Consider the following 19,286-nt stretch of genomic DNA (forward strand, 5'->3'; position numbering starts at 1 on the left):
AGTTACCGCACCTTCAGCGTCGCCAGGCCAATCAGCACCAGCATCAGCGAAATAATCCAGAAGCGCACGATCACGCGTGGTTCCGGCCAGCCTTTCAATTCATAGTGGTGGTGAATCGGCGCCATGCGGAAAATACGTTGCCCGCGCAGCTTGAACGACCCCACCTGCAAAATCACCGACAGCGTTTCAACCACGAACACGCCGCCCATAATCAACAGTAAAAACTCTTGGCGCAGCAGCACCGCAATGGTGCCCAACGCGCCGCCCAGCGCCAACGAACCCACGTCGCCCATGAAGACCTGGGCCGGATAGGTGTTGAACCACAAAAAGCCCAGGCCGGCGCCGACAATGGCGGTACAGACGATCACCAGTTCACCGGCGTGGCGCAAATATGGAATGTGCAGGTAGTTGGCGAAGTTCATGTTACCGGTCGCCCAGGCTACCAGTGCAAAACCGGCGGCCACGAACACCGTCGGCATAATCGCCAGGCCGTCCAGCCCGTCGGTCAGGTTGACCGCGTTGCTGGTCCCTACGATGACAAAGTAAGCCAGCAGCACGTACAACAGGCCAAGCTGAGGCATGATGTCCTTAAAGAACGGCACAACCAGCTCGGTGGCTGGCGTGTCTTTACCTACGGCATACATGGCGAAAGCAACCACCAGCGCAATCACCGACTGCCAGAAGTATTTCCAGCGGGCGATCAGCCCTTTGGTGTCTTTACGCACCACCTTGCGGTAGTCGTCAACGAAACCGACGATGCCGTAACCCACCAGCACAAACAGTACGCACCAAACATAAGGGTTGGACGGATAGGCCCACATCAGCACCGAAACGGTGATGGAGGTCAGGATCATGATGCCGCCCATGGTCGGCGTGCCGCGCTTGCTGAAATGCGACTCTGGACCGTCGTTACGCACCACCTGGCCGAAGGACATCTCCTGCAGGCGTTTGATCACCCGCGGCCCCATCCACAAGGAAAGGAACAGCGCGGTCAGCAGGCTGACAATGGCTCGGAACGTCAGGTAGGAAAAGACGTTGAAGCCGGAATAATATTTGACCAAATGCTCGGCCAGCCAAACTAACATGGTGCTTTCTCCTGTAACGCGCGTACTACCTGCTCCATTGCGGCACTACGTGAACCCTTGATTAACACGGTAATTACCGCATGTTCCGACAGTAATTCCGCCACGCGCGCGATCACTGCTGCCTTATCCTGAAAATGTTCGCCGTTACCGGAGGCGGCAATCAGCGTTTGGCTCAATGGCCCCACGCCCAGCACCTTATCGACTCCCGCCAGCCGAGCCGCTTCGCCCACCTGACGGTGACACTCTTCGGCTTCCGCCCCCAGCTCTGCCATATCGCCCACCACCATCACGCGGTAGCCCGGCATTTCCGCCAGTACCTGCGCAGCGGCCGTCATTGAGCCAACGTTGGCGTTGTAGCTGTCATCCAACAGCAGCTTGCCGGCAGACAGGGCAATCGGGAACAAACGTCCCGGTACCGCCTTCAGTTGTTTGAGCCCCTGACGCACGGCCTCGAGCGATGCACCGGCCGACATTGCCAGTGCCGTTGCCGCCAACGCGTTGGCGACGTTATGACGCCCAGGAAGGGGCAGCGCGATAGGCGCAGTGCCGAACGGGCTGTGCAACGTAAACTGTGTGCCTTCACCGTTAACCTGTACATCGCTGGCGAAGAAATCGACGCCTTCTGCCGCCTGCGGAGAGAATCGCCAAACGGTCTTCCCCTCCAGCATGCTCTGCCAATGCGGCCAATCGTTGTTGTCGGCGTTGATGATCGCCACGCCGTCAGCCGGCAAGCCGGTAAAAATTTCGCCCTTCGCCTGGGCAACACCGGCCAAGGAACCAAAGCCTTCCAGGTGAGCGGCCGCCAGGTTATTTACCAGGGCGGTCTGCGGACAAGTTAATGCGGTGGTATAGGCGATTTCGCCAATGTGGTTAGCGCCCAGCTCAATCACCGCAAAGTCGTGCTGCGGCTGCAAACGCAGCAGCGTCAAAGGCACGCCGATGTCATTATTGAAATTGCCGGCGGTATAAAGCACTTCGCCGCACTCACGCAGGATAGCGGCGGCCATCTCTTTCACCGAAGTCTTGCCCGATGAGCCGGTTAACGCCACGACTCGGGCCGGTACCTGCTTGCGTACCCATGCAGCAAGTTGGCCTAACGCCAGACGGGTGTCTTTCACCACCAGTTGCGGAACATCCACCAATAAGCGCTTACTTACCAGCAGCGCCCCGGCGCCTGCGGCTACTGCATCAACAGCAAAATCGTGAGCGTCGAAACGCTCACCTTTCAATGCCACAAACAGGCAACCGGCGGTTACCTGACGGGTATCTGTCGTCACCTCAACGATTTGGCAATCGGCGCCGATCAGTTCAGCGCTCAATACGTCGGCCAGTGCCTGAAGGGAGACAGGGATCATGCTACTACCCCCAGCAAACGCGCGACGGTGGTGCGATCGGAGTAATCCAGACGGCGATTCCCCACCAGTTGGTAATCCTCGTGACCCTTACCGGCCACCAGCACCACGTCTTGTTCTTTCGCCTGCATGATGGCGCTGGTTACGGCTTCCGCACGACCGTGGATCACCAGAGCGCGTCCGGCATCCAGCAAGCCAGTCAGGATATCGGCGATGATCGCCTGCGGCTCTTCGGTACGAGGGTTATCGTCGGTAACAACGACGCGATCGGCGAACTGTTCGGCGATACCGCCCATCAGTGGACGCTTGCCCTTGTCGCGATCGCCGCCGCAGCCAAACACGCACCATAACTGCCCCTGGCAGTGCAGGCGCGCGGCTTCCAACGCTTTTTCCAGCGCATCCGGGGTGTGGGCGTAATCGACCACCACCGTCGGTTTACCCGGCGCGTTGAAAACTTCCATGCGGCCACACACCGGTTGCAACTGATTACCGGTGGCCACCAGTTCATCCAGTGGATACCCCAACGACAGCAGGGTCGCCAACGCCAACAGCAAGTTACTGACGTTGAAAGCCCCCATCAGGCGGCTTTCAATCTCACCGTCGCCCCAGCTTGAGCTGAAGCGAATAGTGGCGCCGTTATCGTGATAGTTAACCGCGGTGGTTTTCAGCCAGCGACCGTGGCAGCCAGGCTGCAGGTTGTCCTGCATGGTGACAGCGACTGCATCCGGCAATTGACTCAGCCAGCGCTGGCCGACTTCGTCATCGGCATTGATAATCGCCTGGCCCACTTCGTGACTGGCGAACAGCGACCACTTGGCCGCTTCGTAATTGGCCATGTCACCGTGGTAGTCCAGATGATCGCGGCTCAGGTTGGTAAACACCGCAGCGGCAAACGGCAGCGCCGCCACGCGGTTTTGCACCAGGCCGTGGGAGGAAACTTCCATCGCCGCGAAGGTGGCGCCGCGATCGACCAGCTCGTTTAATACGTGTTGAACATCTACCGCAGAGCCGGTGGTATTCTCTGTTGGGCAAACCTGGCCCAGCAAACCATTGCCGACGGTGCCCATTACGGCGCTGGTTTCACCCAGCAGTTGGCCCCACTGCGCCAGCAACTGAGTCGTGGTGGTTTTGCCGTTGGTACCCGTAACGCCGACCAGACGCAGACGTTCCGCCGGTTCATGGTAAAAACGCCCGGCCAGTGCGGAAAGGCGCTGGTTGAGCTGGCTCAGGTAAATCACCGGCACGCCGTGCATTTGGGTGATAGCGCCGTCTTCGGCCTGGCCTTCAGCTTCGGCAATCACAGCGGCAACGCCCTGCGCGATGGCCTGCGGAATATAGCGGCGTCCATCCGTTTGATGGCCGACAACGGCGACAAACAGATCCCCGGCAGCCGCAATACGGCTGTCTAATGTCATTTCCCGCAGCGCGCGCCCGGGAGCCGTTGGCACCCACGGAGCGAGTAAATCGCGCAAATTACGATCTGCCACCTGAACCCTCTTTTCTGTTAGTTACAAAATCGCTTTTCTCAACGGTAGGCAACGCATCCGGTTCAACGTTCATGGTGCGCAATACGCCGCCCATGATGGCGCCAAACACCGGCGCGGAGATCGCACCACCGTAGTATTTCCCACCCTGCGGGTCGTTGATTACCACCACCAGAGCAAAACGAGGATTACTGGCCGGCGCCACGCCGGCGGTATAAGCGATGTATCTGTTGACGTATTTGCCGTCCGGGCCCACTTTTTTGGCGGTACCGGTTTTGATGGCAATGCGGTAGCCCTTGATGGCCGCCTTCACCCCACCGCCGCCCGGTAAGGCAACGCTTTCCATCATGTGCACAACGGTGCGCACCAGAGGTTCGGGGAAGACGCGCTCACCGGCAACCGGTGGGTCAACTTTGGTAATCGACAGTGGGCGATAAACGCCCAGACTGCCGATCGTTGCGTAGACTCGCGCTAACTGTAACGGGGTTACCATTAGCCCATAGCCGAAAGAGAAGGTGGCCCTCTCTATGTCAGACCACCGTTGTTTTTTTGGGTATATGCCACTGCTTTCTCCGACCAGCCCCAAATTGGTCGCTTTTCCCAATCCAAAACGAGAGTAAGTATCTACTAACGCTGAGGACGGCATCGATAACGCCAGCCGTGAAACGCCGACGTTACTCGACTTCTGCAAGATCCCGGTCAGGGAGAGTTCCGCGTAACGCGCAACGTCCCTGATTTCCTTGCCGTTGATACGGTAAGGGACGGTATTCAGCACGCTGTTTTCTTTCACAATGCCGTGCTGCAATGCCGTCATGACCACCATAGGTTTTACGGTGGAACCAGGCTCAAAAATATCGGTGATAGCACGGTTACGCATGGTTTCTTTCGGCGTACCGGCCATATTGTTCGGGTTGTAAGACGGGCTGTTGGCCATCGCCAACACTTCGCCGGTATTCACATCCACCAGCACCGCAGTACCGGATTCAGCCTTGTTGAAGGCCACGGCGTTGTTGAGTTCGCGGTAAACCAATGCCTGCAGACGCTCATCGACGCTCAGCACCAGGTTATGCGCCGCCTGACTGTCCACCGAAGAAATATCCTCGATGACCCGGCCAAAGCGGTCTTTACGCACGGTTCTCTCGCCCGGTTGCCCGGTCAGCCAGCGGTCAAAGCTCTTCTCGACGCCTTCAATCCCCTGACCGTCAATGTTGGTCACGCCAATGATGTGCGAAGTCACCTGGCCGGAAGGATAGTAGCGACGGGATTCCTGACGCAGGTAAATACCCGGCAGTTTCAACTTGCGAATGTAGTCGCCGATCGCCGGATTCACCTGGCGCGCCAGATAGACAAAGCGCCCTTTAGGGTTGGCGTTGATGCGGGTAGAAAGCTGATCCAGCGGAACATTCAGCGCATCGGACAGGGCCTTCCAGCGGCTATCCAGCGTGATACCACCGCGCTCATTCAGCTCTTTCGGATCCGCCCAGATTGCATTCACCGGCACACTTACCGCCAGCGGCCGACCTGAACGATCGCTGATCATGCCGCGCGCAGTCGGTACTTCCTGCACGCGCAGTGAGCGCATGTCGCCTTCTTTTACCAAGCGGTCCGGGTTAATCACCTGCAGATAAGCCACCCGCAGCATCAGCCCTACCAACGCCAGCAAAATACAGCCGCACAGCAACGCAAAACGCCAGCTTACAAAGCTGGCCTGATCTTCCTGGCGTTTCAACTTACCGGGGCGTGCTGCTTTCATGCGTTCCCTTTCTACTCCGTGTAATGATTTCAGTTAAACCATTCATTGTTTAACGATGATATTTTCCTGAGATGGATCAACATGTTGCATCTGCAGTTTTTCCGTTGCGATGCGTTCTACCCGACTGTGATCCCCAAGGGCATTCTCTTCAAGAATCAGGTTGCGCCACTCAATGTCCAGGGCGTCTCTCTCAAGAACTAACTGCTCGCGCTCGGCAGTCAGCAAGCGGGTGCGGTGCGCGGTGGTCACGACGAAAACCGCAGACACCAACGAAGCAATCAGCAAAATCAGTGGGATCTTGGCATTACGCAGCAAATCGCCGCCAATCACGCCGACCAGACCGTGGCGTTCGTTGCCAATCACACCGGCATCCTCTCGGCAATACGCAGCACTGAGCTACGTGCACGTGGGTTTTCCGCCACCTCAGCATCCCCAGGCATCATCTTGCCCAGCGCTTTCAGCGTGCGTCCGCCCATACTGCGCAGTTGCTCTTCCGTCAGCGGGATACCGGCGGGCACCTGAGCGCCGCGGCTATGGTGACGCATGAAGCGTTTAACAATGCGGTCTTCCAGCGAGTGGAAACTGATGATCGACAGACGGCCCTGCGGGGCCAGCACTTCCAGCGCGCCGTCCAGCGCACGTTCGATCTCTTCCAATTCGCTGTTGATGTAGATACGGATCGCCTGGAAGCTGCGGGTTGCCGGGTGCTTGTGCTTATCCCGGAACGGGCTGGCGTTGGCGATCAAGTCCGCCAGCTCTTTGGTACGGGTCATCGGCTCGACGAGATTTCTTTCTACGATGGCGCGAGCGATACGCTTGGCAAAACGCTCTTCGCCGAAGGTTTTCAGCACCCAGGCGATATCGTCTGCTTCCGCTTTCATCAGCCACTCGGAGGCTGACTGACCGCTTGAGGAGTCCATGCGCATATCCAGTGGACCGTCCCGCATGAAGGAGAAACCGCGTTCCGCGTCATCCAACTGCGGTGAAGAAACCCCCAGATCGAGCAAGATGCCATCAATCTTCCCTACTAATTCGCGTTCCCGCACATAGTGCGACAACTCTGAAAATGGGCCGTGTACGATGCTAAAACGAGGGTCATCAATAGACTTGGCGGCTGCAATCGCCTGTGGGTCGCGGTCAATTGCCAACAAACGTCCTTCCGGCCCAAGCTGGGACAGAATCAGACGCGAATGGCCACCGCGGCCAAAAGTACCGTCGATATAGATGCCGTTACTGCGAATGTTGAGGCCGTTAACCGCCTCATCCAACAGTACGGTAGTGTGTTTATAGTTTTCCAACATGCTTATAGCGACAAGTCCTGTAGCCGCTCAGACAACGGTTCCTGAGTCGACTGTTCTGCGTCAATATCATCCTTGACTTGTTGATACCAGGTCTGTTCATCCCACAGTTCAAACTTGTTGAACTGCCCGACCAGCATCACTTCTTTGGTAAGCCCGGCGTGCTGACGTAGCGTAGTGGCTAACAGTAAACGGCCGGCGCTGTCCATCTGACACTCACTGGCATGACCCAACAGCAGGCGCTGAACGCGACGCTCGGCGGGATTCATACTCGACAGACGGGATAACTTTTGTTCAATAACTTCCCATTCGGGCAGTGGGTAGAGCAGCAGGCAGGGCTGGTGGAGGTCAATGGTGCAAACCATTTGGCCTTGCGATTGCTCGTTCAGCAAATCCCGATATCGGGTGGGTACGGCAAGCCGCCCTTTGCTGTCGAGGTTAACCATCGTTGCTCCACGGAACATACCTGAGTTACCCCTTCACGACCGTTTTCACCACTTTACCCCACAAATTCCCACATAATGGAGTTTACGGAGGGTATGAAAACCTTGTCAAGCCAGAGCGCCAGCGCTTTGGCAATATTTCTTCGGTCATTTTGGGAGCTGACTCGCGAAAGGAACGCTATTTATTAGATGATTAAAAATTAACATCATGATAAACGGGGAGAATTTTCTAAGCGGAAAGAACCTGATTAAAAACCTGACAAATTGGCGATTAATTAAGTCAATACTTCCTTCTGCAATCGATGTCTCATTTTTCAGCTCGGCAATCACATCGCAGTAACCGAGCGCGAGCCGCGCCAGACAAGGCTCGGCGTTAACTCGCCCTACAAACGAAATACGGCGTAAGCCATTGAGTTAATAACGTACAACGGTTATTCATCCTCAAGTCGGGCGCTATTTTACTTCAATTAAAGTGCCGCTGATAAGCCAGATGGAAAAATAAATTACTCGGATATTACGAGGCGAGTTAATTTCGATTCAAATCAATTTAGTAAGATTACTCCCAAAATACCTGTTTACAATTATGGTTTCATTTCCTTACATGTTTAATGACCACAATTTTTACTGTGGAAAACAGCTTTATCGTCAGAAATTATGCAACCCATTGTTTTAATTGAATAGTTAGGAATAGTCCATTTTTAATCCCTTCGCGCCACATTCTGCCGTCTGTCCTCAGCACAAAAACCACCCAACGCCGCCAAATAAAAATATTAAGCTACTTATCCAACACCAACCGGCAATGTAAACTACAAATAAAAGAAAAAACCAGAATTAACAACCATAAAAAATAAATTTAACAGAACATTAACCAATATTCCGGAGATTGCACCATGCTCTCGCCTGCCACTCACTGGCGCAGTGCCGCCGCCGATACCTTTGCTCTGGTGGTGTATTGCTTTATCGCCGGTATGGCGATAGAAATTCTGGTCTCCGGCATGAGCTTTCAACAATCGCTCTCGTCCCGCTTGCTGTCGATTCCGGTGAATATCCTGATCGCCTGGCCCTATGGGCGCTATCGGGACCTGTTCATCCGCATCGCCAGGCGTGCTGATCGATACCCCTTTTTATTGCGTAACCTTGCCGATCTGCTGGCCTATGTCAGTTTCCAATCGCCGGTTTATGCCGCGATCCTGTGGAGCGTCGGTGCCGACGGGCAGCAGATCATAACGGCCGTGGCCAGCAATGCTGTGGTATCGATGGCGATGGGTGTGGTGTACGGGTATTTTCTCGAATACTGCAGAAGGCTGTTCAGGGTAACAGGCTACGTATAACGGGGAGTTTGAAACAGGAGCGCAGTTAAGCGCCCCTGCTATAGGATTATTTTCGGCTCAGACTGCCGCGGCGGAACAGATTGCGGCGAATACGCGTCAGACCCGGTTTAGGTTTACGCGGCTCATCCAGACTGGCCAGCACCAGCTCCAATACGCGTTCGGCCACGTCACGGTGACGCTGCGCAACCGCCAGCACCGGGCACTCAAGGAAGTCCAGCAGCTCATGGTCGCCGAAGGTGGCGATCGCCAGATCGGTCGGTAAGCGGCCACGCTGCTTCAAGGTCACGTCCATCACCCCTTGCAACAATGAGAATGAGGTGGTGAACAGCGCCTGTGGCATCGGATGGGTTTTCAGCCATTCGGCAAACAGCACGCCAGCAGCCTCGCGCTCATAGCTATTGGCATACAGATAATCGACATGACGCTCGTCATCCTGCCAGGCCTGACGGAAGCCCTGTTCACGCAGGAAGCTGACGGAAAGCTCCGGCAACGCGCCCAGATACAGCACAGACTCCGCCGGGAAGGTACGCAGTTCCTGCGCCAGCGCGAAGGAGTCCTCCTGGTCGGCACCCACCACGCTGATGAAATGCTCGCGATCCAGCGCACGGTCCAGGGCAATAATCGGCAGCGGATCGTTGGCCCAGCGCTGATAGAATGGATGCTCCGGCGGCAAAGCGGTGGAAACGATCAGTGCATCGACCTGACGTTGCAGCAGATGTTCGATGCAGCGCATTTCGTTATCCGGCTGATCTTCCGAACAGGCAATCAACAGCTGGTAGCCGCGTTGGCGCGCCTGACGCTCCAGATAGTTGGCAATCCGGGTGTAGCTGGTGTTTTCCAGATCCGGGATTACCAGACCGATAGAGCGCGTTCGCCCGGCGCGCAGCCCTGCCGCGACGGCATTTGGGTGATAGTTGTGCTCCCTGACCACGGCCATCACTTTCTCGACGGTTTTATCGCTGACACGATACTGCTTCGCCTTGCCGTTGATGACATAACTGGCCGTAGTGCGCGAAACGCCCGCGAGACGCGCGATTTCATCCAGTTTCACGTTAACCCCTTAATGACGCTGAAAATAGAAGTGAAAACCATGCCCGGATTAACCATCGCATCCTGTGCGGTTATTCAATCCAGCCTCTGCGATCTAACAGCAGAAAACTCTGCCTAGCAACCGCTTTTGCCGAAAGGTGCCAGCAAACGGGCAAAAAACGCCGAAAAACAAAGGGCGCAGCCTGGCCGCGCCCTCAGATTACGCCAATGTCACCCCTCAGCGCATGATTTTATCGCCGCGCGATACGCCGACCACGCCGGAACGCGCCACTTCAACAATTTCGGCCACTTCACGCACCGCACTCAGGAACGCATCCAGCTTATCGCTGGTGCCGGCCAGTTGAACGGTGTACAGCGTAGCGGTAACGTCAACGATCTGGCCGCGGAAAATATCGGCACAACGCTTCACTTCCTCACGCCCGTAACCGCTGGCCTGCAGCTTCACCAACATAATTTCGCGCTCGACGTGTGCGCCCTGCACCAATTCACTGACGCGCAGCACGTCCACCAGCTTATGCAATTGCTTTTCGATCTGCTCCAGCACCTTCTCATCGCCGACGGTTTGGATCGTCATACGCGACAGCGTAGGGTCGTCGGTCGGCGCGACCGTCAGGCTTTCGATGTTGTAACCACGCTGAGAGAACAAACCCACCACACGCGATAACGCACCGGATTCGTTTTCCAGCAAGACAGATAAAATTCGGCGCATGATCAGGTCCTCTCCGTTTTGCTTAACCACATTTCGTCCATGCTTCCACCGCGGATCTGCATTGGGTAAACATGTTCGGTCTCATCGACGGTCACATCGACAAATACCAGGCGCTCTTTTTCGGCCAGCGCCTGCGCCAGTTTGCTTTCCAGTTCATCCGGCGTACGAATGGCGATACCCACATGACCGTAAGCCTCCGCCAGCTTGACGAAGTCCGGTAGGGAATCCATATAAGACTGGGAGTGACGACCAGAGTAGATCATGTCCTGCCACTGCTTCACCATCCCCAGATAGCGGTTATTAAGGTTCACTACGATCACCGGCAGGTTGTACTGCAATGCGGTGGAAAGCTCCTGGATATTCATCTGGATACTGCCGTCGCCGGTCACGCACACCACGGTTTCATCAGGCAATGCCAGCTTGACGCCCAGCGCGGCAGGCAAACCAAAGCCCATGGTGCCCAGCCCGCCGGAGTTGATCCAACGGCGTGGCTTGTCGAACGGGTAGTAGAGTGCGGCGAACATCTGGTGCTGGCCAACATCGGAGGTAACGTAAGCGTCGCCCTTGGTCAGCCGATGCAGGGTTTCAATCACGGCCTGCGGCTTGATGGTGCCGCTGTTCTTGTCGTAGCCCAGGCAGTCGCGCGCACGCCACTGTTCAATAGACTGCCACCAATCGCGCAGCGCATCGTGATCCTGCGTTTTGTCTTCCTGCGCCAACAATTCCAGCATCTGGGTCAACACCTGCTTGGCATCACCGACGATCGGGATATCGGCATCAACCGTCTTGGAGATTGAGGTAGGGTCGATATCGATATGCAGTACGGTGGCATCCGGGCAATATTTCGCCAGGTTGTTGGTGGTACGATCGTCAAAGCGCACGCCGACGGCAAAGATCACGTCAGAGTGATGCATGGTTTTGTTGGCTTCGTAAGTCCCGTGCATACCGAGCATGCCGACGCTCTGACGGTGCGTGCCGGGAAACGCGCCCAATCCCATCAGGGTGCAGGTAACCGGTAAATTCAGTTTTTCCGCCAGCTCCAGCAGTTCACCGTCACAGGCCGAATTAATCGCGCCGCCGCCGACGTACATAACGGGCTTCTTGGCCGAAAGGATAGTTTGCAATGCGCGTTTAATCTGCCCGCGGTGGCCCTGCACCGTCGGGTTATAGGAGCGCATGCTCACTTCCTGCGGGTAGGCATAAGGCATTCTTACTGCCGGGCCAACGATGTCTTTCGGCAGATCAATCACCACCGGACCTGGGCGGCCGGTAGAAGCCAGGTAGAAGGCTTTCTTCAAAATGCCGGGAATATCTTCGGTGCGCTTCACCAGGAAACTGTGTTTGACCACCGGGCGAGAAATCCCGACCATGTCGCACTCCTGGAAGGCATCGTAACCAATCAGCGAGCTGGGAACCTGTCCGGAAAGCACCACCATCGGGATGGAGTCCATATAGGCTGTCGCAATGCCGGTGATCGCGTTGGTCGCTCCCGGCCCTGAGGTCACCAGAACCACCCCGACTTCACCGGTGGCGCGCGCATAGCCATCGGCCATATGCACTGCGCCCTGCTCATGGCGCACCAATATGTGATCGATGCCTCCGACCGTATGCAGGGCATCGTAAATATCGAGTACCGCCCCGCCCGGATATCCGAATACGTGCTTAACGCCCTGATCGATCAACGATCGGACGACCATCTCGGCTCCTGACAACATCTCCATGGGTTTGCCTCCAGGCTTACTTTTTCTTGTCTGGCGCCGGAACGTAGCGCCTGCTGTGGGGCATTGCCCCAAAGTTTTTGTGGATTGGTTCTAACTGATTAACATAACGTCAGAATATTGGGCAGGCAAACAGCAAAAAGGCTTGGTAATGGAATGGTTATTGCCAAGCGGCTGGAGATCAGGTGTTTACAGAAACAATGCACTAGCCGCCAGCGGCTCGGGCTAGGCATTGTTTCAATCAGGCGAGGAATTACAGAACTATATCAGGCAAGGATTATGCTGTTTTTTTCGCCGAACAATCCGTCCGGCGTCAATCGCTGATCTAATCCTGGTACATGGAGTCAATTTCACGCTGATAGCGCTGTGAAATGACCTTACGACGTAGCTTCAACGTTGGCGTCAGCTCACCCAACTCCATCGAGAAGGCGGCAGGCAACAAGGTAAATCTTTTTACCTGTTCAAAGCGCGCCAGCTCTTTTTGCATCTCACGCAGGCGGCTTTCAAACATTTCCAGAATATGGCTGTGACGCAACAGCTCGATCCGATCCTGATACTTCAGATTGATGGATTTCGCATACTCTTCCAGAGATTCAAAGCTGGGCACGATCAGGGCGGAAACGAATTTACGCGCATCGGCGATGATCGCCACCTGCTCGATAAAGCGATCCTGCGCCAGCGTGCCTTCCAACATCTGCGGAGCTATGTACTTGCCGCCAGAGGTTTTCATCAAATCCTTCAGGCGTTCGGTGATAAACAGGTTGCCGCCTTCATCCATGGCGCCGGCATCGCCGGTCTTCAACCAGCCATCCTCGGTAAAGGAAGCGGCGGTTTCCAGCGGTTTATTGAAATAGCCACGCATCACCACTGGCCCACGCACCTGAATTTCATTCTCCTCGCCGATACGCACTTCAACCCCCGGCAAGGGCTTGCCAATCGAGCCAAAGCGGAAATTGCCCTCTTCCCAACAGGAAACGGTGGCGCAGGTTTCGGTCATGCCATAGCCGTATTTGATGTTAACGCCCATCGCCTGGAAAAACAGGATGACATTGTCGTCCAGTTTGGCGCCCGCGGCCGGCAAGAAGCGTACACGCCCGCCGAGGATACCGCGCAGCTTGCTCAGCACCAGTTTATCGGCCCAGCGATGAGAAAGATCGAACAGCTTGCCCAATGGCTTGCCGGCGCGCTCCTGCAGGAACTTGCGCTCACCGCAGACAATCGCCCAATGGAACAATGCCCGACGCAGCCAAGGCGCACGCGCGACCTTTTCATGCACTGCGCTGAAGATTTTTTCGTAAAAGCGCGGCACCGCGCACATCAGCGTCGGACGTACCGCCGCCATGGCTTCGCGCACCCAATCGGTATTCGGCAAGAACACGTTTTGCGCGCCAGAGTGCATGATGAAGAAGCTCCAGGCCCGTTCAAACACGTGTGACATCGGCAGGAAGCTGAGAGACACATCCTCTTCATTCACCGTCAGCCGCTCATCATGCAGATAAAGCTGCGCAGCCAGATTGCGATAATCCAGCATCACACCCTTGGGTTCGCCGGTGGTGCCGGAGGTATAGATCAGCGTGAAGAGATCCCGCAGATCGCAATCGGCTATGCGTTGCTGCAATTGGGATGAGAACGCCGCTACGTCGACTTCACGTTCAAAGGTGCTCAGGTGTTGGGCAATCTCACAGCCATGCAGGTCGACGCTGTCATCAAATACAATAATGTGGCTCAACTGCGGACACACACCGCGCAGCGCGATGGCGGCATCCAATTGAGCCTGCTCGCCGACAAACAGAATACGGATATCGGCGTCATTGATGATAAAGGCCGCCTGGGCCGGCGTGTTGGTGGCATACAGCGGCACGCTCACACCCCGTAATTGCAGAATGGCCAAATCCGCCAGCGACCAGGCCATGCAGTTATTGGCAAAAATCGCGATACGTTCCTGCACGTCGGCACCCAATGCCAACAGCGCACTGGCGATGAGATTGATATGCGTATCGACCTGCTTCCAGGTCATTTGGGTCTCCCCCTGGGGAGACCATTGGCGAAAAGCAGTGCGATCGGCACGGTGAGTAATTTGGTGCTGTATACGGTGAGTCAAATGGTATTGCAGCAGATTATTGATCATAGCGCTCTAAGCCTGAAATGAATCAAACAGTTAGCGTAGTGTGGGATAACCTCTCCTCACAACTCAGCTTACACGTGTTTACTTTTTTTCGCGCAGTCTACCTACTCTCAGACAACGGGAAAAGAGATTTCAGCGTAGAAGTGTGAGCCAAAACTCAGGTTGATTACACCGCGTCTCACCGTTGGACAAAAAGGGGAGGAAAAGGTTTTATCCAGGCCACAAAATGCTAGACCGAAAGGCCCGACCCTGGAACAGAGATAAAAACCAAATATAAATAACATTTCAGTATATAATTTTATATCGATATTTTTTAATGAAACTGTCTAACTTATTCTAAATGAACCAATCCAGAACGCTTAAATAAAGAAACCCCTTAGAGAACACCAAGATAATTCTTAATAAATCGCCAGTACATATTACCCCCCAATGGGACATTACCACCATGGGGGTAATAATAGACTGATTTACTCCGGCATATCAGACTGGCCAAGCTGGGCTTTCATCCATTGATGCCCCTTGTCGCGCTCTGCCGATTCATGCCAAGAGAGGTAGCAGGTAACTTTGTTTTCATTCCATGGCAATGGGACAAACTGCACTTGTAATGCTTCCGACTGTTGCCGGGCCAACCATGCCGGAACAATAGCAATCATGTGAGTATTGGAAACCATGTTCAATACGCTGTATAAATCTGTGCATTGCTGAGCCACGAGGCGCTGCATTGCCTCTTCCATATAGTAAGGTTGGCTAAAAGAGTAAAAACTCTCCAGCGAAACTACAGCATGCTGCTCAGCCATAATCTGTTCAGGCGTAATATCTTTTTCAATTCTGGGATGTTTTCTTGCGGTAACCAACACTAACTCATCGTCAAAAATAGCCACACTTTTAAACTCTGTTGGATCAAAGCGGGCATAACCAATCACAAACTCGACTTCCTGATAGCGTAATTGATTGTCGATATTATTGCTTATATAGGATTTGATTTTTAAGTGAGTTTGCGGGGCAATTTTCTTCAAATGATTGATTATTCCGGCACCCAGTCGCAGATCAAGCGGGCTGGAGATGGCGATGGAGAAAACGCGTTCACTGGTGAAGGGTTCGAACTCCGCGCCCGGCAGCTCATTTTGCACCAACTGCAAAGCCTGTCTGACGGGCCCAAACAGCTGACGAGCTCGCGCCGTCGGTTGAATACCGCGTCCACAGCGCACGAACAGCTCGTCGTTAAACATCAATTTCAACCGCGCGACCGCATTGCTGACTGCCGGTTGTGACATTCCCAAAAAGGCCGCCGCCCGGGTAATGTTTTGCATCTGCATCACGGCATCGAATACGGTGAGCAAGTTCAGGTCGACACTGCGTAAATGAATATCAGCGGCATCCTTATCAATAATAATTTCTGAATTACATTCCGACATATCCCACTCCACTAAGTCCTGTGTAGATAATTCACCAGGCATAATTAAAACAACAAAATTGTGGTATTAATCACACCGAGAAGAATTAGTTATCTCTCGCCCCATTCATTTAAAATCGGGCTAAAGCATCGTCCTGTTTATAAGCATGGTTAAAAGCCAAAATCCGGTTTGCAACAGGTTTATCATTCACCTCCCGGTAGAAATCCGGCAATTGTTATTTTTAATAATCTACAGTAACAAATCATTATCCATCTTCCTCTGATAAACCGCATTAAAAACACATCCCCCAATCAAACAACCGTTACTTACCGGCCACTTTAGTCTTATGGCTAATTCACAAAAAACATAAACCGCTGCAAAGCATTGATACCAGCAATACAAAAACACCACCTTCAATTCTGGCTAGCACGGCTCCCGTTGTTTTGCATCTTTAATTTTAACGCACTGTCCCTCAGAAGCAATTGCGAGGATATATATTCATTTCGTTTATGCTAACTGGGCCGCAAACCCGCCCTCAACTTTTCTCTGACAATGTCATTTTTCTCCGAACTATCGTCTGTTTATCAGGGTGCGCTAATCGGGCTCTAAAGGAGCACCCTCATTTTCAATCAGGTGTTGACATAGTTAAGCCAATAACGTATCAAATTAGGCAACGACATTATTTTAGAGAGTTGAACCGCCATGAACCACACTTACCGTCTACTAGGCCTACTACTTAACGCATCTTGTTTGCGCGGTATGCCGGTGGACGGAGTTCAGAGCTGATTCAGCCCACCCTCATAACAAACCCGCGCTACTGCGCGGGTTTTTTTTTACCCGCTTAGCGTGAAATAAACACGATAAGGAACCACCCGATGAGCCAACAAGTCATTATTTTCGATACAACTTTGCGTGATGGCGAGCAAGCGCTGCAGGCCAGCCTGAGCGTGAAAGAGAAGATTCAGATAGCGATGGCGCTGGAGAGAATGGGTGTCGACGTCATGGAAGTAGGCTTCCCTGTCTCCTCACCGGGTGATTTCGAATCCGTGCAAACCATCGCTCGCCAGATTAAAAACAGCCGTGTCTGTGGCCTGGCTCGTTGCGTAGATAAAGACATCGACGTCGCGGCCGAAGCATTGCGCGTCGCCGAAGCGTTCCGCATTCACGTGTTCCTGGCCACCTCGACCCTGCATATTGAATCAAAACTGAAGCGCTCGTTCGACGAAGTGCTGGAGATGGCAATACGCTCAGTGAAACGCGCCCGTAACTACACTGACGACGTAGAATTCTCCTGTGAAGACGCCGGCCGTACGCCAATCGATAACCTGTGTCGCGTGGTGGAAGCCGCTATCAATGCCGGCGCGACCACCATCAATATCCCGGACACCGTGGGCTACACCACCCCGAACCAGTTTGGCGGTATTATCACCACCCTGTATGACCGCGTACCGAATATCGATAAAGCCATTATCTCCGTTCACTGCCACGACGATCTGGGTATGGCGGTCGGCAACTCCATCGCCGCAGTACAGGCTGGCGCCCGCCAGGTTGAAGGGACCTTGAACGGTATCGGTGAACGCGCAGGCAACACCTCGCTGGAAGAAGTGATCATGGCGATCAAAGTGCGCCAGGACATCATGAACGTGCACACCAACATCAATCATCAGGAAATCTTCCGTACCAGCCAGATTGTCAGCCAGCTGTGCAACATGCCGATCCCGGCCAACAAAGCGATCGTCGGTTCCAATGCTTTCGCCCACTCCTCCGGTATTCACCAAGACGGCGTGCTGAAAAATCGCGAAAACTACGAAATCATGTCCCCGCAGACCATAGGTCTGAAGGATGTACAGTTGAACCTGACTTCCCGTTCCGGTCGCGCTGCGGTGAAACACCGTATGGAAGAGATGGGCTATAAGGAACAGGACTACAACCTGGACAATCTGTACGCCGCCTTCCTGAAGCTGGCCGACAAAAAAGGCCAGGTGTTCGATTACGACCTGGAAGCGCTGGCCTTCATTAATAAGCAGCAGGAAGAGCCAGAGCACTTCAGCCTGGATTACTTCAGCGTGCAGTCGGGCAGCAGCATTATGGCCACCGCCTCGGTGAAATTGGTCTGCGGCGAAGAAGAGAAAGCCGAAGCTGCCACCGGCAATGGCCCGGTTGATGCGGTTTATCAGGCAATCAACCGTATTACCGGTTACCCGATCGAACTGGTGAAATATCAATTAACCGCCAAGGGCCAGGGGCGCGATGCGCTGGGCCAGGTTGATATCGTGGTGTCGTACAACGGCCGCCGCTTCCATGGCGTAGGTCTGGCGACCGACATCGTGGAATCCTCCGCCAAGGCGATGGTTCACGTACTGAATAATATTTGGCGCTCCCAGCAGGTAGAAAAAGAAAAGCAGCGTCTGCAGCAAAACAAACATCAAAATAATCAGGAAACGGTGTGAACATGACGAAGACCTACCACATTGCCGTCTTGCCCGGAGACGGAATCGGCCCGGAAGTAATGGCCCAAGCGCGTAAAGTGTTGAACGCAGTGCGTCAGCGCTTTGATATCCGCATCACCGAAGCCGAGTACGACGTCGGTGGTATTGCCATCGATCGTCATGGCAGTCCGCTGCCACAGGCAACCCTCGCCGGTTGCGAGCAAGCCGACGCCATCCTGTTCGGTTCAGTAGGTGGCCCGAAATGGGAACACTTGCCGCCGGCAGAACAACCTGAACGCGGTGCCTTGCTGCCCTTGCGCAAGCACTTCAAACTGTTCAGCAACCTGCGCCCTGCTCGCCTGTATCAAGGGTTGGAAGAGTTCTGCCCGCTGCGGGCCGACATCGCCGCCCGCGGTTTCGATATTCTGTGCGTGCGTGAACTGACCGGTGGTATCTACTTCGGCCAGCCGAAAGGCCGTGAAGGCCAGGGTATGCAGGAGCGCGCTTTCGACACCGAGGTCTATCATCGCTTCGAGATCGAACGCATTGCGCGCATCGCCTTCGAATCTGCCCGCAAGCGCCGCAATAAAGTGACCTCGATTGATAAAGCCAACGTATTGCAGAGCTCGATTCTGTGGCGCGAAGTGGTCAATCAGGTCGCCAAGGATTACCCAGATGTGTCGCTGTCGCATATGTATATCGACAACGCCACCATGCAGTTGATCAAAGACCCGTCGCAGTTCGACGTGCTGCTGTGTTCCAACCTGTTCGGCGATATCCTGTCCGACGAGTGCGCAATGATCACCGGGTCGATGGGCATGCTTCCGTCCGCCAGCCTGAACGAGCAAGGCTTCGGTTTATACGAGCCCGCAGGCGGTTCTGCACCGGACATCGCGGGTAAAGGCATCGCCAACCCAATCGCCCAGATCCTGTCCGCCACCCTGCTGCTGCGTTACAGCCTGGGTGCCACTGAAGCAGCGGATGCCGTAGAACGCGCAATCAACCAGGCGCTGGAACAGGGTTACCGCACCGCCGATCTGGCAGGTACCGGTAAAGCCATCAGCACCGATGAAATGGGTGACATCATCGCCCGCTTTGTAGCTCAGGGGGCATAA

16 protein-coding genes are annotated in these 19,286 nt (G+C 54.5%); 4 read left to right on the plus strand and 12 right to left on the minus strand.

What is annotated here, in order from left to right; all coding sequences use genetic code 11:
* Positions 1–2: 2 nt before the first annotated feature.
* Genes mraY through mraZ form a run of 7 tightly spaced genes read right to left on the minus strand, consistent with a single transcriptional unit; the run spans position 3 to position 7,436 of the window.
* Entirely contained in the window at positions 3–1,085 is a 1,083-nt protein-coding gene (gene mraY / locus M2407_RS18610; RefSeq protein WP_012005208.1) for a phospho-N-acetylmuramoyl-pentapeptide-transferase, read from the minus strand.
* A complete protein-coding gene (gene murF / locus M2407_RS18615; RefSeq protein WP_142815933.1) occupies positions 1,079–2,440 on the minus strand; it encodes a UDP-N-acetylmuramoyl-tripeptide--D-alanyl-D-alanine ligase in 1,362 nt (453 codons plus the stop codon). Before murF ends, mraY begins: the two co-directional genes overlap by 7 nt.
* A complete protein-coding gene (gene murE / locus M2407_RS18620) occupies positions 2,437–3,924 on the minus strand; it encodes a UDP-N-acetylmuramoyl-L-alanyl-D-glutamate--2,6-diaminopimelate ligase (RefSeq protein ID WP_020825206.1) in 1,488 nt (495 codons plus the stop codon). The genes murF and murE overlap by 4 nt, the downstream gene beginning before the upstream one ends.
* Positions 3,911–5,674: a peptidoglycan glycosyltransferase FtsI gene (locus M2407_RS18625; RefSeq protein WP_122077173.1), complete on the minus strand. Its 1,764-nt coding sequence runs from the start codon at positions 5,672–5,674 to the stop codon at positions 3,911–3,913. The genes murE and M2407_RS18625 overlap by 14 nt, the downstream gene beginning before the upstream one ends.
* Before the next feature lie 42 nt (positions 5,675–5,716).
* Complete coding sequence (gene ftsL / locus M2407_RS18630; protein ID WP_012005204.1) at positions 5,717–6,037, minus strand: cell division protein FtsL; 321 nt, start codon at positions 6,035–6,037, stop codon at positions 5,717–5,719.
* Complete coding sequence (gene rsmH, locus M2407_RS18635; RefSeq protein WP_020825204.1) at positions 6,034–6,975, minus strand: 16S rRNA (cytosine(1402)-N(4))-methyltransferase RsmH; 942 nt, start codon at positions 6,973–6,975, stop codon at positions 6,034–6,036. Before rsmH ends, ftsL begins: the two co-directional genes overlap by 4 nt.
* Positions 6,976–6,977: 2 nt before the next feature.
* Complete coding sequence (mraZ, locus tag M2407_RS18640) at positions 6,978–7,436, minus strand: division/cell wall cluster transcriptional repressor MraZ (RefSeq protein ID WP_041414198.1); 459 nt, start codon at positions 7,434–7,436, stop codon at positions 6,978–6,980.
* 869 nt (positions 7,437–8,305) lie between these two features.
* On the opposite strand from mraZ, the gene M2407_RS18645 reads away from it, so the two are divergent.
* A complete protein-coding gene (locus tag M2407_RS18645) occupies positions 8,306–8,746 on the plus strand; it encodes an L-alanine exporter AlaE (RefSeq protein ID WP_020825202.1) in 441 nt (146 codons plus the stop codon).
* A 46-nt stretch (positions 8,747–8,792) separates the two neighbouring features.
* On the opposite strand, the gene cra is transcribed toward M2407_RS18645, so the two are convergent.
* From cra to leuO, 5 genes are all read right to left on the minus strand, one after another.
* The gene (gene cra / locus M2407_RS18650) at positions 8,793–9,797 is read right to left on the minus strand and encodes a catabolite repressor/activator (RefSeq protein ID WP_020825201.1); all 1,005 of its coding nucleotides are present in this window, start codon (positions 9,795–9,797) and stop codon (positions 8,793–8,795) included.
* Positions 9,798–10,013: 216 nt separating this feature from the next.
* Positions 10,014–10,505: an acetolactate synthase small subunit gene (ilvN, locus tag M2407_RS18655; protein WP_004932806.1), complete on the minus strand. Its 492-nt coding sequence runs from the start codon at positions 10,503–10,505 to the stop codon at positions 10,014–10,016.
* A gap of 2 nt (positions 10,506–10,507) precedes the next feature.
* Entirely contained in the window at positions 10,508–12,226 is a 1,719-nt protein-coding gene (ilvI, locus tag M2407_RS18660) for an acetolactate synthase 3 large subunit (RefSeq protein ID WP_041414196.1), read from the minus strand.
* Between the two features lie 322 nt (positions 12,227–12,548).
* Complete coding sequence (locus M2407_RS18665) at positions 12,549–14,351, minus strand: long-chain fatty acid--CoA ligase (protein ID WP_130016179.1); 1,803 nt, start codon at positions 14,349–14,351, stop codon at positions 12,549–12,551.
* Positions 14,352–14,815: 464 nt separating this feature from the next.
* Positions 14,816–15,763: a transcriptional regulator LeuO gene (gene leuO / locus M2407_RS18670; protein WP_130016178.1), complete on the minus strand. Its 948-nt coding sequence runs from the start codon at positions 15,761–15,763 to the stop codon at positions 14,816–14,818.
* 681 nt (positions 15,764–16,444) lie between these two features.
* On the opposite strand from leuO, the gene leuL reads away from it, so the two are divergent.
* From leuL to leuB, 3 genes are all read left to right on the plus strand, one after another.
* On the plus strand, positions 16,445–16,528 hold the full coding sequence (gene leuL, locus M2407_RS26335; protein WP_104410921.1) for a leu operon leader peptide: 84 nt from the start codon (positions 16,445–16,447) through the stop codon (positions 16,526–16,528).
* A gap of 89 nt (positions 16,529–16,617) precedes the next feature.
* Entirely contained in the window at positions 16,618–18,192 is a 1,575-nt protein-coding gene (leuA, locus tag M2407_RS18675; protein WP_020825197.1) for a 2-isopropylmalate synthase, read from the plus strand.
* Between the two features lie 2 nt (positions 18,193–18,194).
* On the plus strand, positions 18,195–19,286 hold the full coding sequence (gene leuB, locus M2407_RS18680) for a 3-isopropylmalate dehydrogenase (protein WP_041414192.1): 1,092 nt from the start codon (positions 18,195–18,197) through the stop codon (positions 19,284–19,286).

Source organism: Serratia sp. BIGb0234 (assembly GCF_024809915.1).
Classification (GTDB): Bacteria; Pseudomonadota; Gammaproteobacteria; order Enterobacterales; family Enterobacteriaceae; genus Serratia; species Serratia liquefaciens.